At 70.3% G+C, this 14,079-nt stretch carries 16 protein-coding genes; 10 read left to right on the top strand and 6 right to left on the bottom strand.

What is annotated here, in order from left to right; genetic code table 11:
• Positions 1-165: 165 nt before the first annotated feature.
• From ACI2LP_RS23185 to ACI2LP_RS23175, 3 genes are all read right to left on the bottom strand, one after another.
• Positions 166-966, bottom strand: a complete 801-nt coding sequence (locus tag ACI2LP_RS23185) for a hypothetical protein (RefSeq protein WP_404726411.1) — start codon at positions 964-966, stop codon at positions 166-168.
• 323 nt (positions 967-1,289) lie between these two features.
• Positions 1,290-1,586, bottom strand: a complete 297-nt coding sequence (locus ACI2LP_RS23180) for a hypothetical protein (protein WP_404726410.1) — start codon at positions 1,584-1,586, stop codon at positions 1,290-1,292.
• 104 nt (positions 1,587-1,690) lie between these two features.
• Positions 1,691-2,221, bottom strand: coding sequence for a PadR family transcriptional regulator (locus tag ACI2LP_RS23175; protein ID WP_404726409.1), 531 nt, complete (start codon positions 2,219-2,221; stop codon positions 1,691-1,693).
• A gap of 117 nt (positions 2,222-2,338) precedes the next feature.
• On the opposite strand from ACI2LP_RS23175, the gene ACI2LP_RS23170 reads away from it, so the two are divergent.
• Positions 2,339-3,097: an alpha/beta fold hydrolase gene (locus tag ACI2LP_RS23170; RefSeq protein ID WP_404726408.1), complete on the top strand. Its 759-nt coding sequence runs from the start codon at positions 2,339-2,341 to the stop codon at positions 3,095-3,097.
• A gap of 6 nt (positions 3,098-3,103) precedes the next feature.
• Here the strand turns inward: ACI2LP_RS23170 and ACI2LP_RS23165 are convergent, their stop codons facing one another.
• The gene (locus ACI2LP_RS23165; protein ID WP_404726407.1) at positions 3,104-3,733 is read right to left on the bottom strand and encodes a class I SAM-dependent methyltransferase; all 630 of its coding nucleotides are present in this window, start codon (positions 3,731-3,733) and stop codon (positions 3,104-3,106) included.
• Between the two features lie 151 nt (positions 3,734-3,884).
• Here ACI2LP_RS23165 and ACI2LP_RS23160 point away from each other — a divergent pair, with 151 nt between their 5' ends.
• From ACI2LP_RS23160 to ACI2LP_RS23145, 4 genes are all read left to right on the top strand, one after another.
• Entirely contained in the window at positions 3,885-4,706 is an 822-nt protein-coding gene (locus ACI2LP_RS23160; protein WP_404726406.1) for an MHYT domain-containing protein, read from the top strand.
• 49 nt (positions 4,707-4,755) lie between these two features.
• Entirely contained in the window at positions 4,756-7,302 is a 2,547-nt protein-coding gene (locus tag ACI2LP_RS23155; protein ID WP_404726405.1) for a nitrate- and nitrite sensing domain-containing protein, read from the top strand.
• Complete coding sequence (locus ACI2LP_RS23150) at positions 7,299-7,721, top strand: roadblock/LC7 domain-containing protein (protein ID WP_404726404.1); 423 nt, start codon at positions 7,299-7,301, stop codon at positions 7,719-7,721. Before ACI2LP_RS23155 ends, ACI2LP_RS23150 begins: the two co-directional genes overlap by 4 nt.
• 61 nt (positions 7,722-7,782) lie before the next feature.
• Positions 7,783-8,181, top strand: a complete 399-nt coding sequence (locus tag ACI2LP_RS23145) for a DUF742 domain-containing protein (protein WP_404726490.1) — start codon at positions 7,783-7,785, stop codon at positions 8,179-8,181.
• A 45-nt stretch (positions 8,182-8,226) separates the two neighbouring features.
• Here the strand turns inward: ACI2LP_RS23145 and ACI2LP_RS23140 are convergent, their stop codons facing one another.
• A complete protein-coding gene (locus tag ACI2LP_RS23140) occupies positions 8,227-8,814 on the bottom strand; it encodes a GNAT family N-acetyltransferase (RefSeq protein ID WP_404726403.1) in 588 nt (195 codons plus the stop codon).
• A 342-nt stretch (positions 8,815-9,156) separates the two neighbouring features.
• On the opposite strand from ACI2LP_RS23140, the gene ACI2LP_RS23135 reads away from it, so the two are divergent.
• From ACI2LP_RS23135 to ACI2LP_RS23120, 4 genes are all read left to right on the top strand, one after another.
• Complete coding sequence (locus ACI2LP_RS23135; RefSeq protein ID WP_404726402.1) at positions 9,157-9,762, top strand: GTP-binding protein; 606 nt, start codon at positions 9,157-9,159, stop codon at positions 9,760-9,762.
• An 83-nt stretch (positions 9,763-9,845) separates the two neighbouring features.
• Positions 9,846-10,250, top strand: a complete 405-nt coding sequence (locus ACI2LP_RS23130; protein ID WP_404726401.1) for a roadblock/LC7 domain-containing protein — start codon at positions 9,846-9,848, stop codon at positions 10,248-10,250.
• Positions 10,251-10,386: 136 nt separating this feature from the next.
• A complete protein-coding gene (locus ACI2LP_RS23125; protein WP_404726400.1) occupies positions 10,387-11,394 on the top strand; it encodes a DUF6397 family protein in 1,008 nt (335 codons plus the stop codon).
• 222 nt (positions 11,395-11,616) lie between these two features.
• Positions 11,617-12,138: a two-component system response regulator gene (locus ACI2LP_RS23120; RefSeq protein ID WP_404726399.1), complete on the top strand. Its 522-nt coding sequence runs from the start codon at positions 11,617-11,619 to the stop codon at positions 12,136-12,138.
• 207 nt (positions 12,139-12,345) lie between these two features.
• On the opposite strand, the gene ACI2LP_RS23115 is transcribed toward ACI2LP_RS23120, so the two are convergent.
• The gene (locus tag ACI2LP_RS23115; RefSeq protein ID WP_404726398.1) at positions 12,346-12,693 is read right to left on the bottom strand and encodes an SH3 domain-containing protein; all 348 of its coding nucleotides are present in this window, start codon (positions 12,691-12,693) and stop codon (positions 12,346-12,348) included.
• Between the two features lie 348 nt (positions 12,694-13,041).
• On the opposite strand from ACI2LP_RS23115, the gene tdh reads away from it, so the two are divergent.
• Positions 13,042-14,070 (top strand): L-threonine 3-dehydrogenase, encoded by a 1,029-nt coding sequence (gene tdh / locus ACI2LP_RS23110; RefSeq protein ID WP_404726397.1) that lies wholly within the window; start codon positions 13,042-13,044, stop codon positions 14,068-14,070.
• Positions 14,071-14,079: the final 9 nt, after the last annotated feature.

The raw sequence follows: 14,079 nt of genomic DNA, 5'->3' as shown, positions 1-14,079 counted from the left end.
ACGGCACGGCACAGCGCCCGCGGACATCCGCGGGCGGCGCGCCGTCTGTTCCACACCAAATCCGTTGCACGCGTGATCCTTCTGCTGTGCGCACCTGCTCACCGCATGCTCGCACTGCTGCTGACGGGACCGGCGCCGAAACCCTGAGGGGCCCCGGCCGACGGCTCAGGCCGGGCGCACAGCAATCTTGTCGAGCGCTTCGAGCAGCGCGGGCAGCTGCGGCCCGCGGCCCACCGGCAGCACTTCGCGCGGCTCCTCGTCCAGCAGCACAAAGGCGATGTCGTCGGTCCTGGCGACCATGGACCAGCCGGGACCGTCGGCGCGCAGGGTGCGGGCGCCGCCGGGCGCGAAGCTGGAACGGACCCGCCCAACCGGCGGGGGCGACTCCACATAGCCGTGCGCTTCCTTCAGCGCCCGCTGTACGCCTTCGTGCGGTGCTTTGCGTTCGCCTTCGGGGGTGTCCGGCGAGGCCGATGCCTCGTCGTCGCCGATCTGCTGGCGCCACTCCGCCCACTGGAGCGCGATCTCGTCCGCCCCGAGACGGCGCTGTGCGGGCCCCCACTCCTCGGTGCCGGGCGGCGCCAGTGGCGGCCGGTCGCCCTCCTCGGGCGCCGGATCGTGCGGCGCGGGCACACCGGGCGCGGAGACCGCGACGGGCAGCGGCCAGCCGGGGAGTGCGGCGACCACCGTGCGTTCGCTGGGGGACAGCTCGTACTCCATCCCGCAGTCCCAGGACGCGATGGCGACGGCAACGAGCGACACATCGTCGATCGCCACCGTCCAGCGGGCGCCGTCGGAGTCCTGCCCGAGCACCAGGCCGTAGCCCCGGGCGTACGGCTCCAGACCCAGCGCCGCGCAGGCGGCCGGGAAGTCGTCGCCAAGCACGCTCGGGAACTGCGCGGGCGTCAGCAGCACCGCGGTCAGCACATACAGCGCATCGTCGACGGCGTCGTCCGTCCCGGCCACGTCACCCTCCCCATCCGATCGTTCGTCGGCGCACCATAACCAGTGGGTAACCCGGTCGTCGAGGGCTGGCGGTGGCGAAAATTATTCGGCCCTTGGCGCGCCGGGGTCCTGGCATCTCGCCAAGCCCACGGCGTCACCACTTCGGCTGCCTGCCCTGCCGCGCCTCCCTGCCGGGCTGCGCTTCCGCCGGGACTGCTTCGGCTGCGGTCCCGGCTACCGGCCGGGCACCTTGCGCGAGGTCAAGGAGCGGCTCGCCCACGCCGAGCGCATGGGACTGAGCCCCGCCCGGGCGCTCGCCCGGCACGACCTGTCCCTGACCGACGTCAAGCGGCGGGCAGGCCGAGGAGACTACGCGCCACCGACTGCGGCGACTCGTCCCGCTCGCGGGCGAGGGCTATGACCGCGCGGCAGGCCAGTTCGCTGATCCCGAAGGACAGCGCCTCCGGGGACACCCAGGTCGCGGCCTCGTCGATCTGTTCCTGATCGTCCTCCGCGCACCCCGACACATAGACCGCCGCGGCCTCGAAGATGTTGTGCTGCCGTGCGGGTGGCCGGACGGGCGGCGCGTCCGCGGGGCGGTGTGCGAGGAACGTGCGGAGCCTGCGGAGTCTGCTGAACACCCGGACCACCTTTCCCCAGGCGGCGGTCGCCGCCGATCTTCCAAGTCTTGCATCCTCGAGCGGAGTTGGACCTGCGGCGACGGAAGGGGAAACGGCTCGTCACGTCAGCGGTCGCTGCCGAGCGAGCGGATCGTGGCCCGCAGCCAGGTCAGCTCTGCCTCGCTGGTGGCGCGGGCGATGGTGAGGATGCCGCGACGGAAGGGGTCGTCAAGATCCTCGGCCCGCAGCGGCCGTTCGCCGTCGTAGAAGAAGCTGGCGGGCTCCTCCAGGAAGGCCAGCCGTCGCCGCAGTACGGCGGTCTGAGCGTCGCCGTCCCGCAGATGGCGCAGGAACGCGAGCAGCGTGAACCACCGGTTCTCATCGGTGATCTCACCCTGTACAGGCTCGGCGAGCCGACGCAACAGCTCCGTCCGTCCCCCCTCGGTGAGGCTGAGGACATGGCGGGGCGCGGCGACTGCACCGGGCATGGTCTCGCGCGCCAGTAGGCCCGCCTTCTCCAGTCGCTTGATCGCGGGGTACAGCGTGCTCTCGGCGACCGGGCGTACGTGCCCGGTCAGGGCGGTGATGCGTTTGCGCAGTTCGTAGCCGTGAAGCGGGGTGTCGTAGAGGAAACCGAGGATCGCGAGCTCGAGCATGCCTGCATTCTGCCTCATCGGCGGTGTACATCGTGCCCGTAATACCTCGGTGACGATGTATGCTGCGGCGGGCAGGGATCGAAACGAAGAGAGCATCGACAAGCAGGGGGAGCGACAGTGCAACACGCACGGTTCGACGCGCAGGGCAGCCTCATTCGCTGGACGGAGGCTGCGGGTGACGGCCCGCCAAGGGTGTACGTGCACGGGCTCGGGGCGGCCTCGGCGGCGTACCACGCGCATATCGCCGCGCGCCCCGAACTGGCCGGCCGCCGCACGCTCTTCGTCGATCTGCCCGGGCACGGCCTCAGCGACCGCCCGGCGGACTTCGGCTACTCGCTGGAGGACCACGCGGCTGCGCTTGCCGCCGCACTCGACGAAGCAGGGGTGCGCGGTGGCGAGATCGTCGGGCACAGCATGGGCGGCGCGGTCGCCATCGTGCTGGCCCACCGCCGCCCGGATCTGGTGTCCCGGCTGGTCGTCACGGAGGCCAACCTCGATCCGAACCCGCCGGTGAAGGCGGGCAGCAGCGGGATCGCCTCGTACAGCGAGAAGGAGTTCGTCGACGGCGGCGGCTTCGCGCGTGTGCTGGAGCGGGTCGGGCCCGGCTGGTCGGCGACCATGCGGCTGGCCGACCCGCTCGCTCTCCATCGCAGCGCGAGGGGTCTTGTCCTCGGTACGCGGCCCACGATGCGGCGGATGCTGATGGAGCTGCCTGTCCAGCGCACCTATCTCCAGGGCGCACTCAGCGGTGAACTCCCGGGCCACGACGAGCTGGTGGCCTCCGGCGTGCGGGTGGTGACGGTCCCGGACGCCGGTCACAACGTCATGTTCGACAACTCCGCCGACTTCGTACGGGCCGTGGCCGGCCGGCCCTGAGGTGGCTCAGTCCCGGCGGACGGCCAGTGCGAGGAAGCGGGCGTCCTCGTCCACGTACGAGACCATCCGCCAGCCCGAACCGGCCAGCAGGGAGCGGAGGTTGGGCTCGGCACGCAGATCGTCCTCGGTGATCCGACGGCCCTGGCGGGCGGCGAGGGCCGCCCTGCCGATGGGATGGAAGAGCGCCAGCTGTCCGCCCGGCCGGACCACCCGCGCCAACTCCCGCAGATTCTCGCCCGGTTGGGGCAGATGGGCGATCAGGCCTGCCGCGAACACGGCGTCCAGCGACTCGGCCCCAAGCGGCAGCCGGGCCACATCCGCGAGCACCAGCTGCCCGCTCTCCCCGCGCCCCGCACGCAGCGCCGCGGCCAGCATCTCGGGGGTGAGATCCACCCCGATGACAGCTCCCCGCGGTCCCACGGCGGAGCGCAGGGGCGGCAGTGCGCGGCCGGTGCCGCAGCCCGCATCGAGCACGGCGTCACCGGGGCGCAGCTTCAGCTCGGCGACGGCCGCGGCGTAGGCCGGATCGTCGTCGGGGAAGCGCCTGTCCCAGCCGGCCGCCCGGGCGCCGAAGAATTCCTGCACATGCGTGTGGTCGTCGGCGCTGTCGTTGTCGGCGCTGTGGTTGTCGGGCATGGGGACATGATCCCCCAACACCTCGGCCGACCGCACGGTGCGCACGTTCGAGCGCGGCACGATCGTTCAGAAACATCTCTCTGTCATATTCCATCACCTTTCGAAAGGCGCCCCGATCGTGCGCCCCCCACGGGTCTACCGTCCCGGAGCCATGGGACATCTGGACCACGCCGCCTTCGGTTTGCTGACACCCGTGCTGTCGTACGCGATGGCCGTCATCGGCGCCGCCCTCGGACTGCGCTGCACCGTGCGCGCGCTGGCCGCGAGCGGCCGATCCCGCCGCAACTGGCTGATCACCGCCGCATCGGCGATCGGCACCGGCATCTGGACGATGCACTTCGTCGCGATGCTCGGCTTCGCCGTACGCGGCACCGACATCCGCTACGACGTGCCGCTGACCATCCTCAGCCTGCTCGTCGCCATGCTGGTCGTCGGCGCAGGAGTGTTCTGCGTCGGCTTCGGCCGTGACCGCGTCAGATCACTCCTGGTCGGCGGGCTCACCACCGGGCTCGGCGTCGCCAGCATGCACTATCTCGGCATGGCCGCCCTGCGGCTGCACGGCTCGGTGCGCTACGACCCGCTGCTCGTCGTGCTCTCCGTGGTCATCGCCGTGGTCGCGGCAACCGCGGCCCTGTGGGCGGCGCTCAACATCAAGTCGCCGATCGCGGTAGCCGTCGCCTCGCTTGTCATGGGCGCGGCGGTCAGCAGCATGCACTACACCGGAATGCTCGCGGTCAGCGTGCGGATCGACCCCGCCGGAGGCGAGCTGCCCGGGGCCGCGGCGATGCAGTTCATCTTCCCCCTCGCCGTCGGCCTCGGGTCGTACCTCTTCGTCACCTCGGCGTTCGTCGCGCTCTCCCCGACGGCACACGAGCGCGCCGCGTACACCTCGGCCGAGCGGCCGTCCGGTGCAGCCCCGGCCCAGGCCACTGCGACAGGACCCGCGAAGTCCACCACCACTGCCACTGCCTAGCCGGACCGTTCCTGCCGTAAGCCAGCCCAGAAACCGGAACGAGGAGGCCATGCGCACACCTCGCAGGACCCGGGGCGCCGACCCCGCACCGCCGCCCCCACCGCCGCCCGCTTCCGCCTCCGCTTCCGCGCCGGCAGCCCGCGGACGACGCGCGCACGCCGGGCCGCCCGCACTTGAACACACGGGACAGCAGCCGCCGGAGTACGAGATGCCGCACCCCGCCGTTGTACGTGGACGATGGCTGCCGCGCCCCAGAACCGTACGAGCGAAGATCATCTCGCTGCTGATGGTGCCCGTTGTCTCGCTGCTCGCGCTGTGGGGGTACGCCACGGTCAGCACCGCCCAGGAGGTGTCAAGGCTGCGCCAGCTCCAGCACGTCGACACCCAGATCCGCGAACCCGTCGCCGCCGCGGTCACGGCCCTGCAGGCCGAACGGCGCGCGGCCGTACGCCAGGTGGCAGCACCCTCCGACGAGCGCGCTGCTGCACTCCAGCAGGAGGCCCGAAGAACGCAAGAGGCCATCAAGAAGCTCCGTATCGACGAGGGGACGACCGTCGCCGCGGACGGCGGCATCCCGGCGGGCTTGGCGGGGCGTCTCGACCAGTTCGTCACCCGCGCGGAGAAACTGCCCACCCTGCGCACCGCCGTACTCGGCCACAACGCCACCTGGGACGCCACGTACGAGCAGTACAACGCAGTTGTCACCGAGGCCTTCGGCGTCTTCGGGGCGCTCAGCGGCATCCAGGACGCCGGACCCGGCTCCGAAGCCCGCGTCCTGCTGGAGTTCGCCCGGGCCCGCGAAATGCTCGCCCGTGAGGACGCCCTCCTCGGCTCGGCGCAGCTCAGCAACTCCCTTGCCGCCGAGCGTCTGCGGCTGTTCACCGGAGCCGTTTCGACCCGCAGGAGCCTCACCGAATCGGCCGTCGCCGATCTTCGCAGCCCCGAGCGCGCCGCCTGGCGCGAACTCGCCAAGCAGAGCGCCTACCGGCAACTGCGAACGGCCGAGGGCAACGTGCTCACCGCCCCCGCCGGTCGCAAGGCAGCCCAGATCGTCCCGGCCGCCGTCTGGGACAAGGCACACACGGCCGTCGACGACGGGATGCACGCCATCGAGACGAACGCCCGCCGCAGCGCCGCCGAGCGAGCCGACCCCGTCGCGGACGGCCTCCTCACCACGGCCGGGGCCGCCGTACTCCTCGGACTCGCCGCGGTCGCCGCCTCGTTGGTGATCTCCGTACGCATCGGCCGCGGCCTCGTCGTCGAACTGATCAGCCTGCGCAACAGCGCACTCAGGATCGCCAGGCAGCAACTGCCGCAGGCCATGCGCAGGCTGCGCACCGGCGAGGAGATCGACATCCAGGCCGAGGCCCCACCCGGACCTCCCGCGGAGGACGAGATCGGCCAGGTCGGCGAGGCCCTCGGAACAGTTCACCGGGCAGCGCTGAGCGCCGCGGTCGAACGCGCCGAACTCGCTGGCAGCATCTCGGGCGTCTTCGTCAACCTCGCCCGCCGCAGCCAGATCCTGGTCCACCGCCAGCTCACCCTGCTCGACACCATGGAGCGCCGCGCCGACGACCCGAACGAGCTCGGCGACCTCTTCCGGCTCGACCACCTCACCACCCGTATGCGGCGGCACGCCGAGAGCCTGATCATCCTGTCGGGCGCCGCGCCCGGGCGCGCGTGGCGCATGCCCGTACCACTGACCAGCGTGGTACGGGCCGCCGTCTCGGAGATCGAGGACTACGCGCGCGTGGAGGTGCGGCAACTGCCGGAGACGGCCGTCGTGGGCGCCGCCGTCGCCGACGTCACCCATCTGCTGGCCGAACTGGTAGAGAACGCCGCCCAGTTCTCCCCGCCGCACACCAAGGTGCGCGTCAGCGGCGAGCCCGTCGGGAACGGCTACGCCCTGGAGATCGAGGACCGCGGACTCGGCATGGGCAGGGACGCCCTCGACGAGGCCAACCGCAAGCTGGCGGAGTCCGAGGCCCTGGATCTCTTCGACAGCGACCGGCTCGGCCTCTTCGTCGTCAGCCGACTCGCCTTCCGCCGCGAGATCAAGGTCAATCTGCGTACGTCACCGTACGGCGGCACGACCGCGGTGGTGCTGCTGCCGACCGCACTGCTGCAGAGCGCCCTCACGGTCCCGGAGGGCTCCGCCGCCGGCCACGGCCCGGGCGCCCATGACCCGGGCGCTCACCACCCCGGGCAGGAGGCGTCGGCCGCGCCGCCCCGGTCGGCTCCGCGCACCCACACCGCATCCGTCCCGGAACCGGCCCACCGCCCGGTGCTCGCAGTGCAGCCTCAGCTCCCCACCACACCGCCGGGGGTCACCGCCCTGCGCCTGCGCGGCGCCCCGCCGCAGGCCGAGAACGGCGAACTCCCGCGCAGGGTCAGGCAGACACACCTCGTCCCGCAGCTGCGCGCGGAGCCCCCGGCCGAGGAGCCGGAGGACCACGGGGCAGCCGCCGAGGACACCCCGGAACGCACCCCCGAACAGGTGCGGGACCGTATGACGGCGTACCGCAAGGGCTGGACCAGGGGCGGCGGCGCCGCGCCGGGCAAGGCCATCCCCGGCAGCGAAGGAGACAGAGCATGACCGAGTACGAGTCAGCCGTAGCCCGCCACACCTTCGGCGACCTCGACTGGCTGCTGGACGACCTCGTCCTGCGCGTCGGCGAGGTACGGCACGTGGTCGTGCTGTCCGGCGACGGCCTGCCGGTGGGTGCATCGAAGGCGCTGACCCGCGAGGACGCCGAGCATCTGGCGGCCGTCGCCTCGGGATTCCACAGCCTTGCCAAGGGGGCGGGCCGCCACTTCCACGCCGGCGGGGTGCGCCAGACCATGGTCGAGATGGACGACGGCTTCCTCTTTGTGGCGGCCGCCGGCGATGGCTCCTGCCTTGCCGTACTCACGTCCGTCATCGCCGACATAGGCCTGATCGCCTATGAGATGGCCCGCCTCGTCAAGCGTGTCGGCGAGCATCTGCGGACTCCGCCGCGCCTCACCGCGACGTGACGACATGACCGACGGTTCAGACAGAGCCGACGCATTGGACGCGGCCGACGGGACAGGCGGCATGGGCAGCGGCGACAGCCCGGGCAGTCAGTGGTACGACGCCGACGCCGGCCCCCTCGTGCGCCCGTACGCGATGACCGGCGGTCGGACCAAACCGGGACCCGGCAACGTACGGTTCGATCTCATTGCGCTCGTCGACATCGCCGCCGACGCACCCGGCGTCGCCGAGGAGTCCCTGCTGGGCCCTGAACACCGCGCACTGCTCAGCCTGTGCCGCTGCGAGACCCAGTCCGTCGCCGAACTCGCCGCCGACGCCGATCTGCCGGTCGGTGTCGTACGGGTGCTGCTCGGCGATCTGCTGGAAGCGGGCCATGTCAGGGTCCGCCGTCCGGCGCCGCCCGCCCAGTTGCCCGACGAGAGGATCCTCAGGGAGGTGATCGATGGGCTGAGAGCGCTGTAGCCGGGCGGCGCGTCGGCTTTTCGGCGGCGTCCGCGCGGCGAGGTCTCAGCCGGTCTGCCGACGGGCCCGCGTCACCTGCTTCGCCTCCCAGGCGGACCTGGTGAGGGCGTACTCGACATCGCCGAGCTCGGAACCTTCGATCCTCTCCGGCCACTCGTCGAAGAAGGTCCGCATGTAGCGCAGACCCACCTTTTCCATCACACGGCGCGAACGGGCGTTGACGGTCATGGTGTTCGCGGTGACGCGCTGTACGCCGAGTTCCGTGAACCCTTTGCGGAGCAGGGCGTGTGCTCCCTCCGTCGCATAGCCACGGCCCCAGGCGGCCCGGCCGAGCCGGTAGCCGAGTTCGACCAGAGCCGCACTGTGGTCCTCGAGCGGCCGGAACACGAACCAACCCAGGAAACTACCGGTCGTCCGCTCCTCGGCCGCCCAGAAGCCGCGGTTGTCGATGCACGGATAGTGATGAAGGAACCGTGGCAGGGAGTCGGCGCGGATCGCCTCAGGCGTGGTGGGCCGGCCTCCGTTGATGAAGCGCATGACCTCGGGGTCGTTGTCGAGGGCGAGCAGTTGGTCCACGTCCGCCTCGGTGACGGGCCGCAGCGCCAGCCGCTCGGTCTCCAGGAAGTAGGGCATGAACCGATCCTCGGACACCGTCGGCTGCGCCCGCCAGCCAATATGCGCCCTGTCGGCGAGGTGCGGCGAGGTGGCCGTCCCGGTCGGCGAGATGACTGTCCGCGCCCGCGAGGTGGATCGATTTGGCTACAGAAATGGTCTTCGAATGGGCAACGGAACAGTCAGAAGGCTCTAAATACGATCCCTTCCCGCGGGGAAGGGCCGCCCTTGCCATGCTGACTTGTGTACTGGCATGGACCAACACTGAGAATTTGCTGACACCGAGACCTCAAAGACGGTTCTGACCTGCGGTTTCAATAGTCGGACGGATATCTTGAGGCTCACTCCCGAGAGAAGTGACCGATGGCTTCCGAGAGCTCTCAAAGCACTGGTGGGGAGACCACCGACCTCGCGCTGAAAATACTCGTCGCCGGCGGCTTCGGCGTCGGCAAGACCACCCTGGTCGGTGCGGTCAGTGAAATACGGCCGCTGCGCACGGAGGAACAGCTCAGCCAGGTGGGCCGCAGGGTCGACGACACCGGGGGAGTCGACGAGAAGACCACGACGACCGTCGCCATGGACTTCGGTCGCATCACCATCCGCTCGGGGCTGTCCCTCTATCTCTTCGGCACACCTGGACAGGACCGCTTCTGGTTTCTGTGGGACGAGCTTTCACAGGGGGCTCTCGGGGCCGTCGTCCTCGCCGACACCCGGCGTCTTGTGGACTGTTTTCCCGCTGTCGACTACTTCGAGCACCGCCGGATTCCGTTCGTCGTCGCGGTCAACTGCTTCTCCGGCGCGCGCACTTACGGCGCGCACGAAGTATCACGTGCCCTCGATCTGGAACGTGGGACACCTGTTGTGCTGTGCGACGCACGGGACCGCGACTCGGGAAAAGAGGTGCTCGTACGTCTGGTCGAATATGCCGGACGGATGCACACGGCTCGGCTGCTGGATTCGGTGGGCTAGCGGCACCTTGCCCTGTCGTCCCGCGTACGAAAGGCTTACGGAAAACGGGGCCACGGGGAACGTACGAGCGGGGAGGACCGACCATGCCGTTGGACAAGGGACTTGACTGGCTGCTGGACGACCTGACGAAGCGGATCGAGCACATACGGCACGCCTTGGTGCTGTCCAACGACGGGCTGGTGACGGGGGCGAGCACGGGGCTCGCGCGGGAGGACGCGGAACACCTCGCCGCGGTCTCCTCCGGGCTGCACTCCCTCGCCCGCGGGTCCGGCCGGCATTTCCGTGCGGGCAAGGCGCGCCAGACCATGGTCGAGTTCGACGATGCGCTGCTCTTCGTCACGGCGGCCGGCGAGGGAAGCTGCCTGTGTGTACTGAGCGCGGCCGAGGCCGATGTGGGCCAGGTCGCGTACGAGATGACGCTGATGGTCAACCGGGTCGGCGAGCATCTGGGCGTCGCGGCCAGGCAGCCGGGCGGAACTGACAGCTGAACTGCGGGATTTCGGCCAGGGGCGGCGTCTGGTCCTGAGCCCGGTCCGGGGTTATCCACAGGCCGGGCGAGAAGTCCCTGGGTCGGGCTACGGTCGTCACCGAGAGTATTCGCAACTCACGGGGGATCTGACCGACATGAAGGTGACGGAAGCAATGACGCCCGGCCTGGTGCTCAGCCCGGCAAAGACGGGCGAGCCGACCCACAGTCCGGAAGTCCGTAGTCTCGCGCCGGGCCGGGCGGCTCAGGCGCTGGAGCTCAAGCGGGGAGAGCTGGATCTCGCTGTCCAGTTGGGGCATGTCCGGACCACGCCCGGCGCGAGCGGCGGCCCGCCGCGAGTCGACCAGCGTGAGGTGGACCGGCTGCGCGGGGCGGAAGGATTCCCGGACGCTCTGAGGGAGCGAGTGCGCACCGTGGGCACGGTGGAGGGCGCGCGGCTCATCTCGATCACTTCGGCGCGCTTCACCCGGCTCGCGCGCACCGGCCATTTCACGCCGATCCGGTTCTATCTGAACCGCTACCGCGCGGTCGTCTGGCTCTATCTGGCAGTAGAGCTCAGCGATTTCGCGCTCGCTCATCCCGCCCTCCTCACCGGCCGGACCCCACCCGCACTGCGGACGATGCTGGATGCGGGCGAGGACAGGCGCGGACGCAACTGGCGGGGCAGACGGCTGGGACTGCTGCTGCGCGCCACCGAGGACCCTTGGGAGCGGGCCGCGGTGATCGCCTCCGTCCTCGACCCGGTCACGGTGGCCGAGGTGACGACCGATCCCTATGAGCGCTCGTATCTGCGAGTGCTCCGGCCCGGACTGGCCCCCGGCCGCCCTCAGACGCCGGCCGCCGCAGAGGTGGTGGAGCGGCTGCTCCTGGCGGATCATCCGGACGAGATCCTCTGGCACCGGGTCAACCTGGCGGACGCGCTGCGCCGGGCGCGCGAGCTGCGACCCGCACCACGTCCGGGCGCAAAGGCGCCGGGGCTCAGATCCGAAGTCGTACGTGAGCCGGTGGCGCGGTCTCGCCGTCCGCGCGGACGAGGCCTGCTCAGGCGGCTGCGCGCATCGGCGGAGCGTTGTCAGACCCGGCGGCTGCGGTTCCGGTCTGACGGGAATTCAACGGAGTTCACCCCTTCGCTGCGGGGCTTGTGAGGCTGATGGTCCGACAGAAGCGGCTATCGAGCGCCCGGTTCAGTTCCCGGACAACAGGGGCGCATTCGCGCCTGGTGCTTGAGGCGCCCCGAGGCTTCATACTGCCCCTACGACCCGAAGCCTCGCGGGAGCCGGAGACACGGACGGGGTCGCCCTTGCCGCAGCGTGCGGCGTTCGCTGATGTGGCCGACTGTCGAGGGAGGCACAAATGGGGGTTGTGCCTTGAAGATCCTGGTGGTGGACGACCGCGAGGACAATCTCTTCGCGATCGAGAGTCTGTTACGGCCCGTGGGGCGCCCGGTGGTACGGGCGCGCAGCGGGGACGAGGCGCTGAAGACCGTCCTGCGTGGCGGTATCGCGGTGGTGATCCTCGATGTCGTGATGCCGCAGATGGACGGCCTGGAGGTGCTCGCCTATCTCAAGCGCCTTGACCACACCCGGAATCTGCCGGTCGTGCTGATGACGGGCCTCGGCAGGGACGACGACCTGGCCGCCCGTGCGTACGGACTGGGGGTCTCCGACTTTCTGGTCAAGCCGGTCGACCCATGGGTCGTGCGTACGAAAGTCAGGGCGCTCGCCGAGCTGTACATCGAGAACCAGGGCCTGCGTGCACAGCTCAGCGCCCTGACCGACCGCAGAGCCGACGCATCCGCGGCCGACCTTCCGAACCTTGTCGACGCACGGGTACCGCGCCGGCCGGGAGGCAAGGGAGGCCGTGCCCGGAGCATCCGGGGCATCGACTGACACCGGCGGCACGGGCGTGCCGGCTGACCGGCGGAGGCCGCCCGGGCCGGCCCCACGCTCGTGCCGATCGGGCCGGCCTCACCGCTCGTGCCGATCGGGCCGGCCTCACCGCTCGTGCCGATCGGGCCGGCCTCACCGCTCGTTCCGAGCAGCGGGCCGTCAGGGCCCCGCCGGGTCAGACGCAATCCGCCGTGCGGTGTTCCGGGGTCAGCACTCGGCAGAGGCCGGCAGGCCGCCGCGCTCGTCGCCCTTGAGGTACACGGCGCTGATGTAGCCTTCGGCCAGCCGCACCCAGATGTCGTTGGAGTAGCCGTTGTCCTTGATCAGCTGGCCGTGCTTCCAGCACGAGGCTCCACGAGGCTCGCCGGCCTTCACATGGCCGACGATGGCGCTCGCGGTCGTCGCTTCGGCGCGGACGTTGACGTTCTCGTACGGAGTGACGCCATAGGGCAGCCCCAGGGCGGACGCCTGGGCCGTGGCCGCACCGGTCATCAGCAGTCCGACGGAGAGTGCGCCGACAGCGATCGAAGCCATCGCCTTGGTCCTCTTCACCATGGTGTTCCTGTCCTTCCGTTGGTGAACGAGTTCGAGCATCGCGAAGCGGCAGATCGCCTCGCAATCATTTCGATGAGCGTTGAAGGGTGAGCGGAGCTCCGGGCAACGCGAGCGGCGGCCACCCCGTTCGCCGTACAACGTGTTGGTGCTTCCGGGTGTCACTCCCGCCCGAAAATCCCGGCCGGCGTGCCTGCCCTGCCCGCCCCGCATGAAGCTGGGCTGTTGGCCCGCTTAAGAAATCCTCGATGGACTCTGCAGTCACGGCTGGGCAGATTGGTCCAGGTCCGATGACCGGAGCTGTCGAGCCGTCTGGCCTCGGCCCCCACCACGACGCCTGGAGCCGCCCCGATGAAGGCACTTGTCAAGCAGCATGCCGAGCCCGGCCTGTGGCTCATGGACGTGCCCGAGCCGCAGACCGGCCCCGGCGATGTGCTGATCAAGGTGCTGCGCACCGGGATCTGCGGCACGGATCTGCACATCAGGTCCTGGGACGGCTGGGCCCAGCAGGCCGTCAGCACGCCCCGGGTGCTCGGCCACGAGTTCGTCGGAGAGGTCGCCGCCGTCGGCGCTGACGTCCAGGACATCCAGGTCGGCGATGTGGTGAGCGGCGAGGGCCACCTCGTCTGCGGCAAGTGCCGCAACTGTCTGGCCGGCCGCCGTCATCTCTGCCGCAGCACCATCGGCCTCGGCGTCGGCCGGGACGGAGCGTTCGCCGAGTATGTGGCGCTGCCCGCGTCCAATGTGTGGGTGCACCGTACTCAGGTGGACCTCGACATCGCCGCGATCTTCGACCCGTTCGGCAACGCGGTGCACACCGCGCTCTCGTTCCCGCTGGTCGGCGAGGACGTACTGATCACCGGCGCGGGCCCGATCGGCATCATGGCCGCGGCCGTCGCCCGGCACGCGGGCGCGCGCAATGTCGTGATCACCGATGTCAGCGAGTCCCGCCTGGAGATCGCCCGCAAAGCCGGCGCCACGCTCGCGCTGAACGTCGCCGAGAGCGACATCGCCGATGCGCAGCGGCAGCTCGGCCTCAAGGAGGGCTTCGACATCGGCCTGGAGATGTCCGGCCGCCCCGAGGCCATGCGCGACATGGTCGACAACATGACGCACGGCGGTCGTATCGCCATGCTGGGCCTGCCCGCCGAGGAGTTCGCCGTCGACTGGTCGAAGATCGTCACATCGATGATCACGATCAAGGGCATCTACGGCCGCGAGATGTTCGAGACCTGGTACGCGATGACCGTCCTGCTCGAAGGCGGCCTCGACCTCAGCCCGGTGATCACCGGCAGCTATGGCTACCAGGACTTCGACGCCGCCTTCGACGAGGCCGCCACCGCACGCAGCGGCAAGATCATCCTCGACTGGACCGTCTGAGCCTCTCGT

The organism is Streptomyces sp. NPDC019890 (assembly GCF_044903445.1).
Classification (GTDB): domain Bacteria; phylum Actinomycetota; class Actinomycetes; order Streptomycetales; family Streptomycetaceae; genus Streptomyces.
The sequence above is the reverse complement of the archived record's forward strand: the minus strand, read 5'-3'. Positions and strand labels throughout refer to the sequence as shown.

Excerpts from the sequence above, each read along its gene's own strand:
- ACI2LP_RS23175 (WP_404726409.1), bottom strand. The coding sequence starts at position 2,221 with ATGCTCGAGCTCGCGATCCTCGGTTTCCTCTACGACACCCCGCTTCAC.
- ACI2LP_RS23165 (WP_404726407.1), bottom strand. The coding sequence starts at position 3,733 with ATGCCCGACAACCACAGCGCCGACAACGACAGCGCCGACGACCACACG.
- ACI2LP_RS23160 (WP_404726406.1), top strand. The coding sequence starts at position 3,885 with ATGGGACATCTGGACCACGCCGCCTTCGGTTTGCTGACACCCGTGCTG.
- ACI2LP_RS23155 (WP_404726405.1), top strand. The coding sequence starts at position 4,756 with ATGCGCACACCTCGCAGGACCCGGGGCGCCGACCCCGCACCGCCGCCC.
- ACI2LP_RS23150 (WP_404726404.1), top strand. The coding sequence starts at position 7,299 with ATGACCGAGTACGAGTCAGCCGTAGCCCGCCACACCTTCGGCGACCTC.
- ACI2LP_RS23145 (WP_404726490.1), top strand. The coding sequence starts at position 7,783 with ATGGGCAGCGGCGACAGCCCGGGCAGTCAGTGGTACGACGCCGACGCC.
- ACI2LP_RS23140 (WP_404726403.1), bottom strand. The coding sequence starts at position 8,814 with ATGCCCTACTTCCTGGAGACCGAGCGGCTGGCGCTGCGGCCCGTCACC.
- ACI2LP_RS23135 (WP_404726402.1), top strand. The coding sequence starts at position 9,157 with ATGGCTTCCGAGAGCTCTCAAAGCACTGGTGGGGAGACCACCGACCTC.
- ACI2LP_RS23130 (WP_404726401.1), top strand. The coding sequence starts at position 9,846 with ATGCCGTTGGACAAGGGACTTGACTGGCTGCTGGACGACCTGACGAAG.
- ACI2LP_RS23125 (WP_404726400.1), top strand. The coding sequence starts at position 10,387 with ATGAAGGTGACGGAAGCAATGACGCCCGGCCTGGTGCTCAGCCCGGCA.
- ACI2LP_RS23115 (WP_404726398.1), bottom strand. The coding sequence starts at position 12,693 with ATGGTGAAGAGGACCAAGGCGATGGCTTCGATCGCTGTCGGCGCACTC.
- tdh (WP_404726397.1), top strand. The coding sequence starts at position 13,042 with ATGAAGGCACTTGTCAAGCAGCATGCCGAGCCCGGCCTGTGGCTCATG.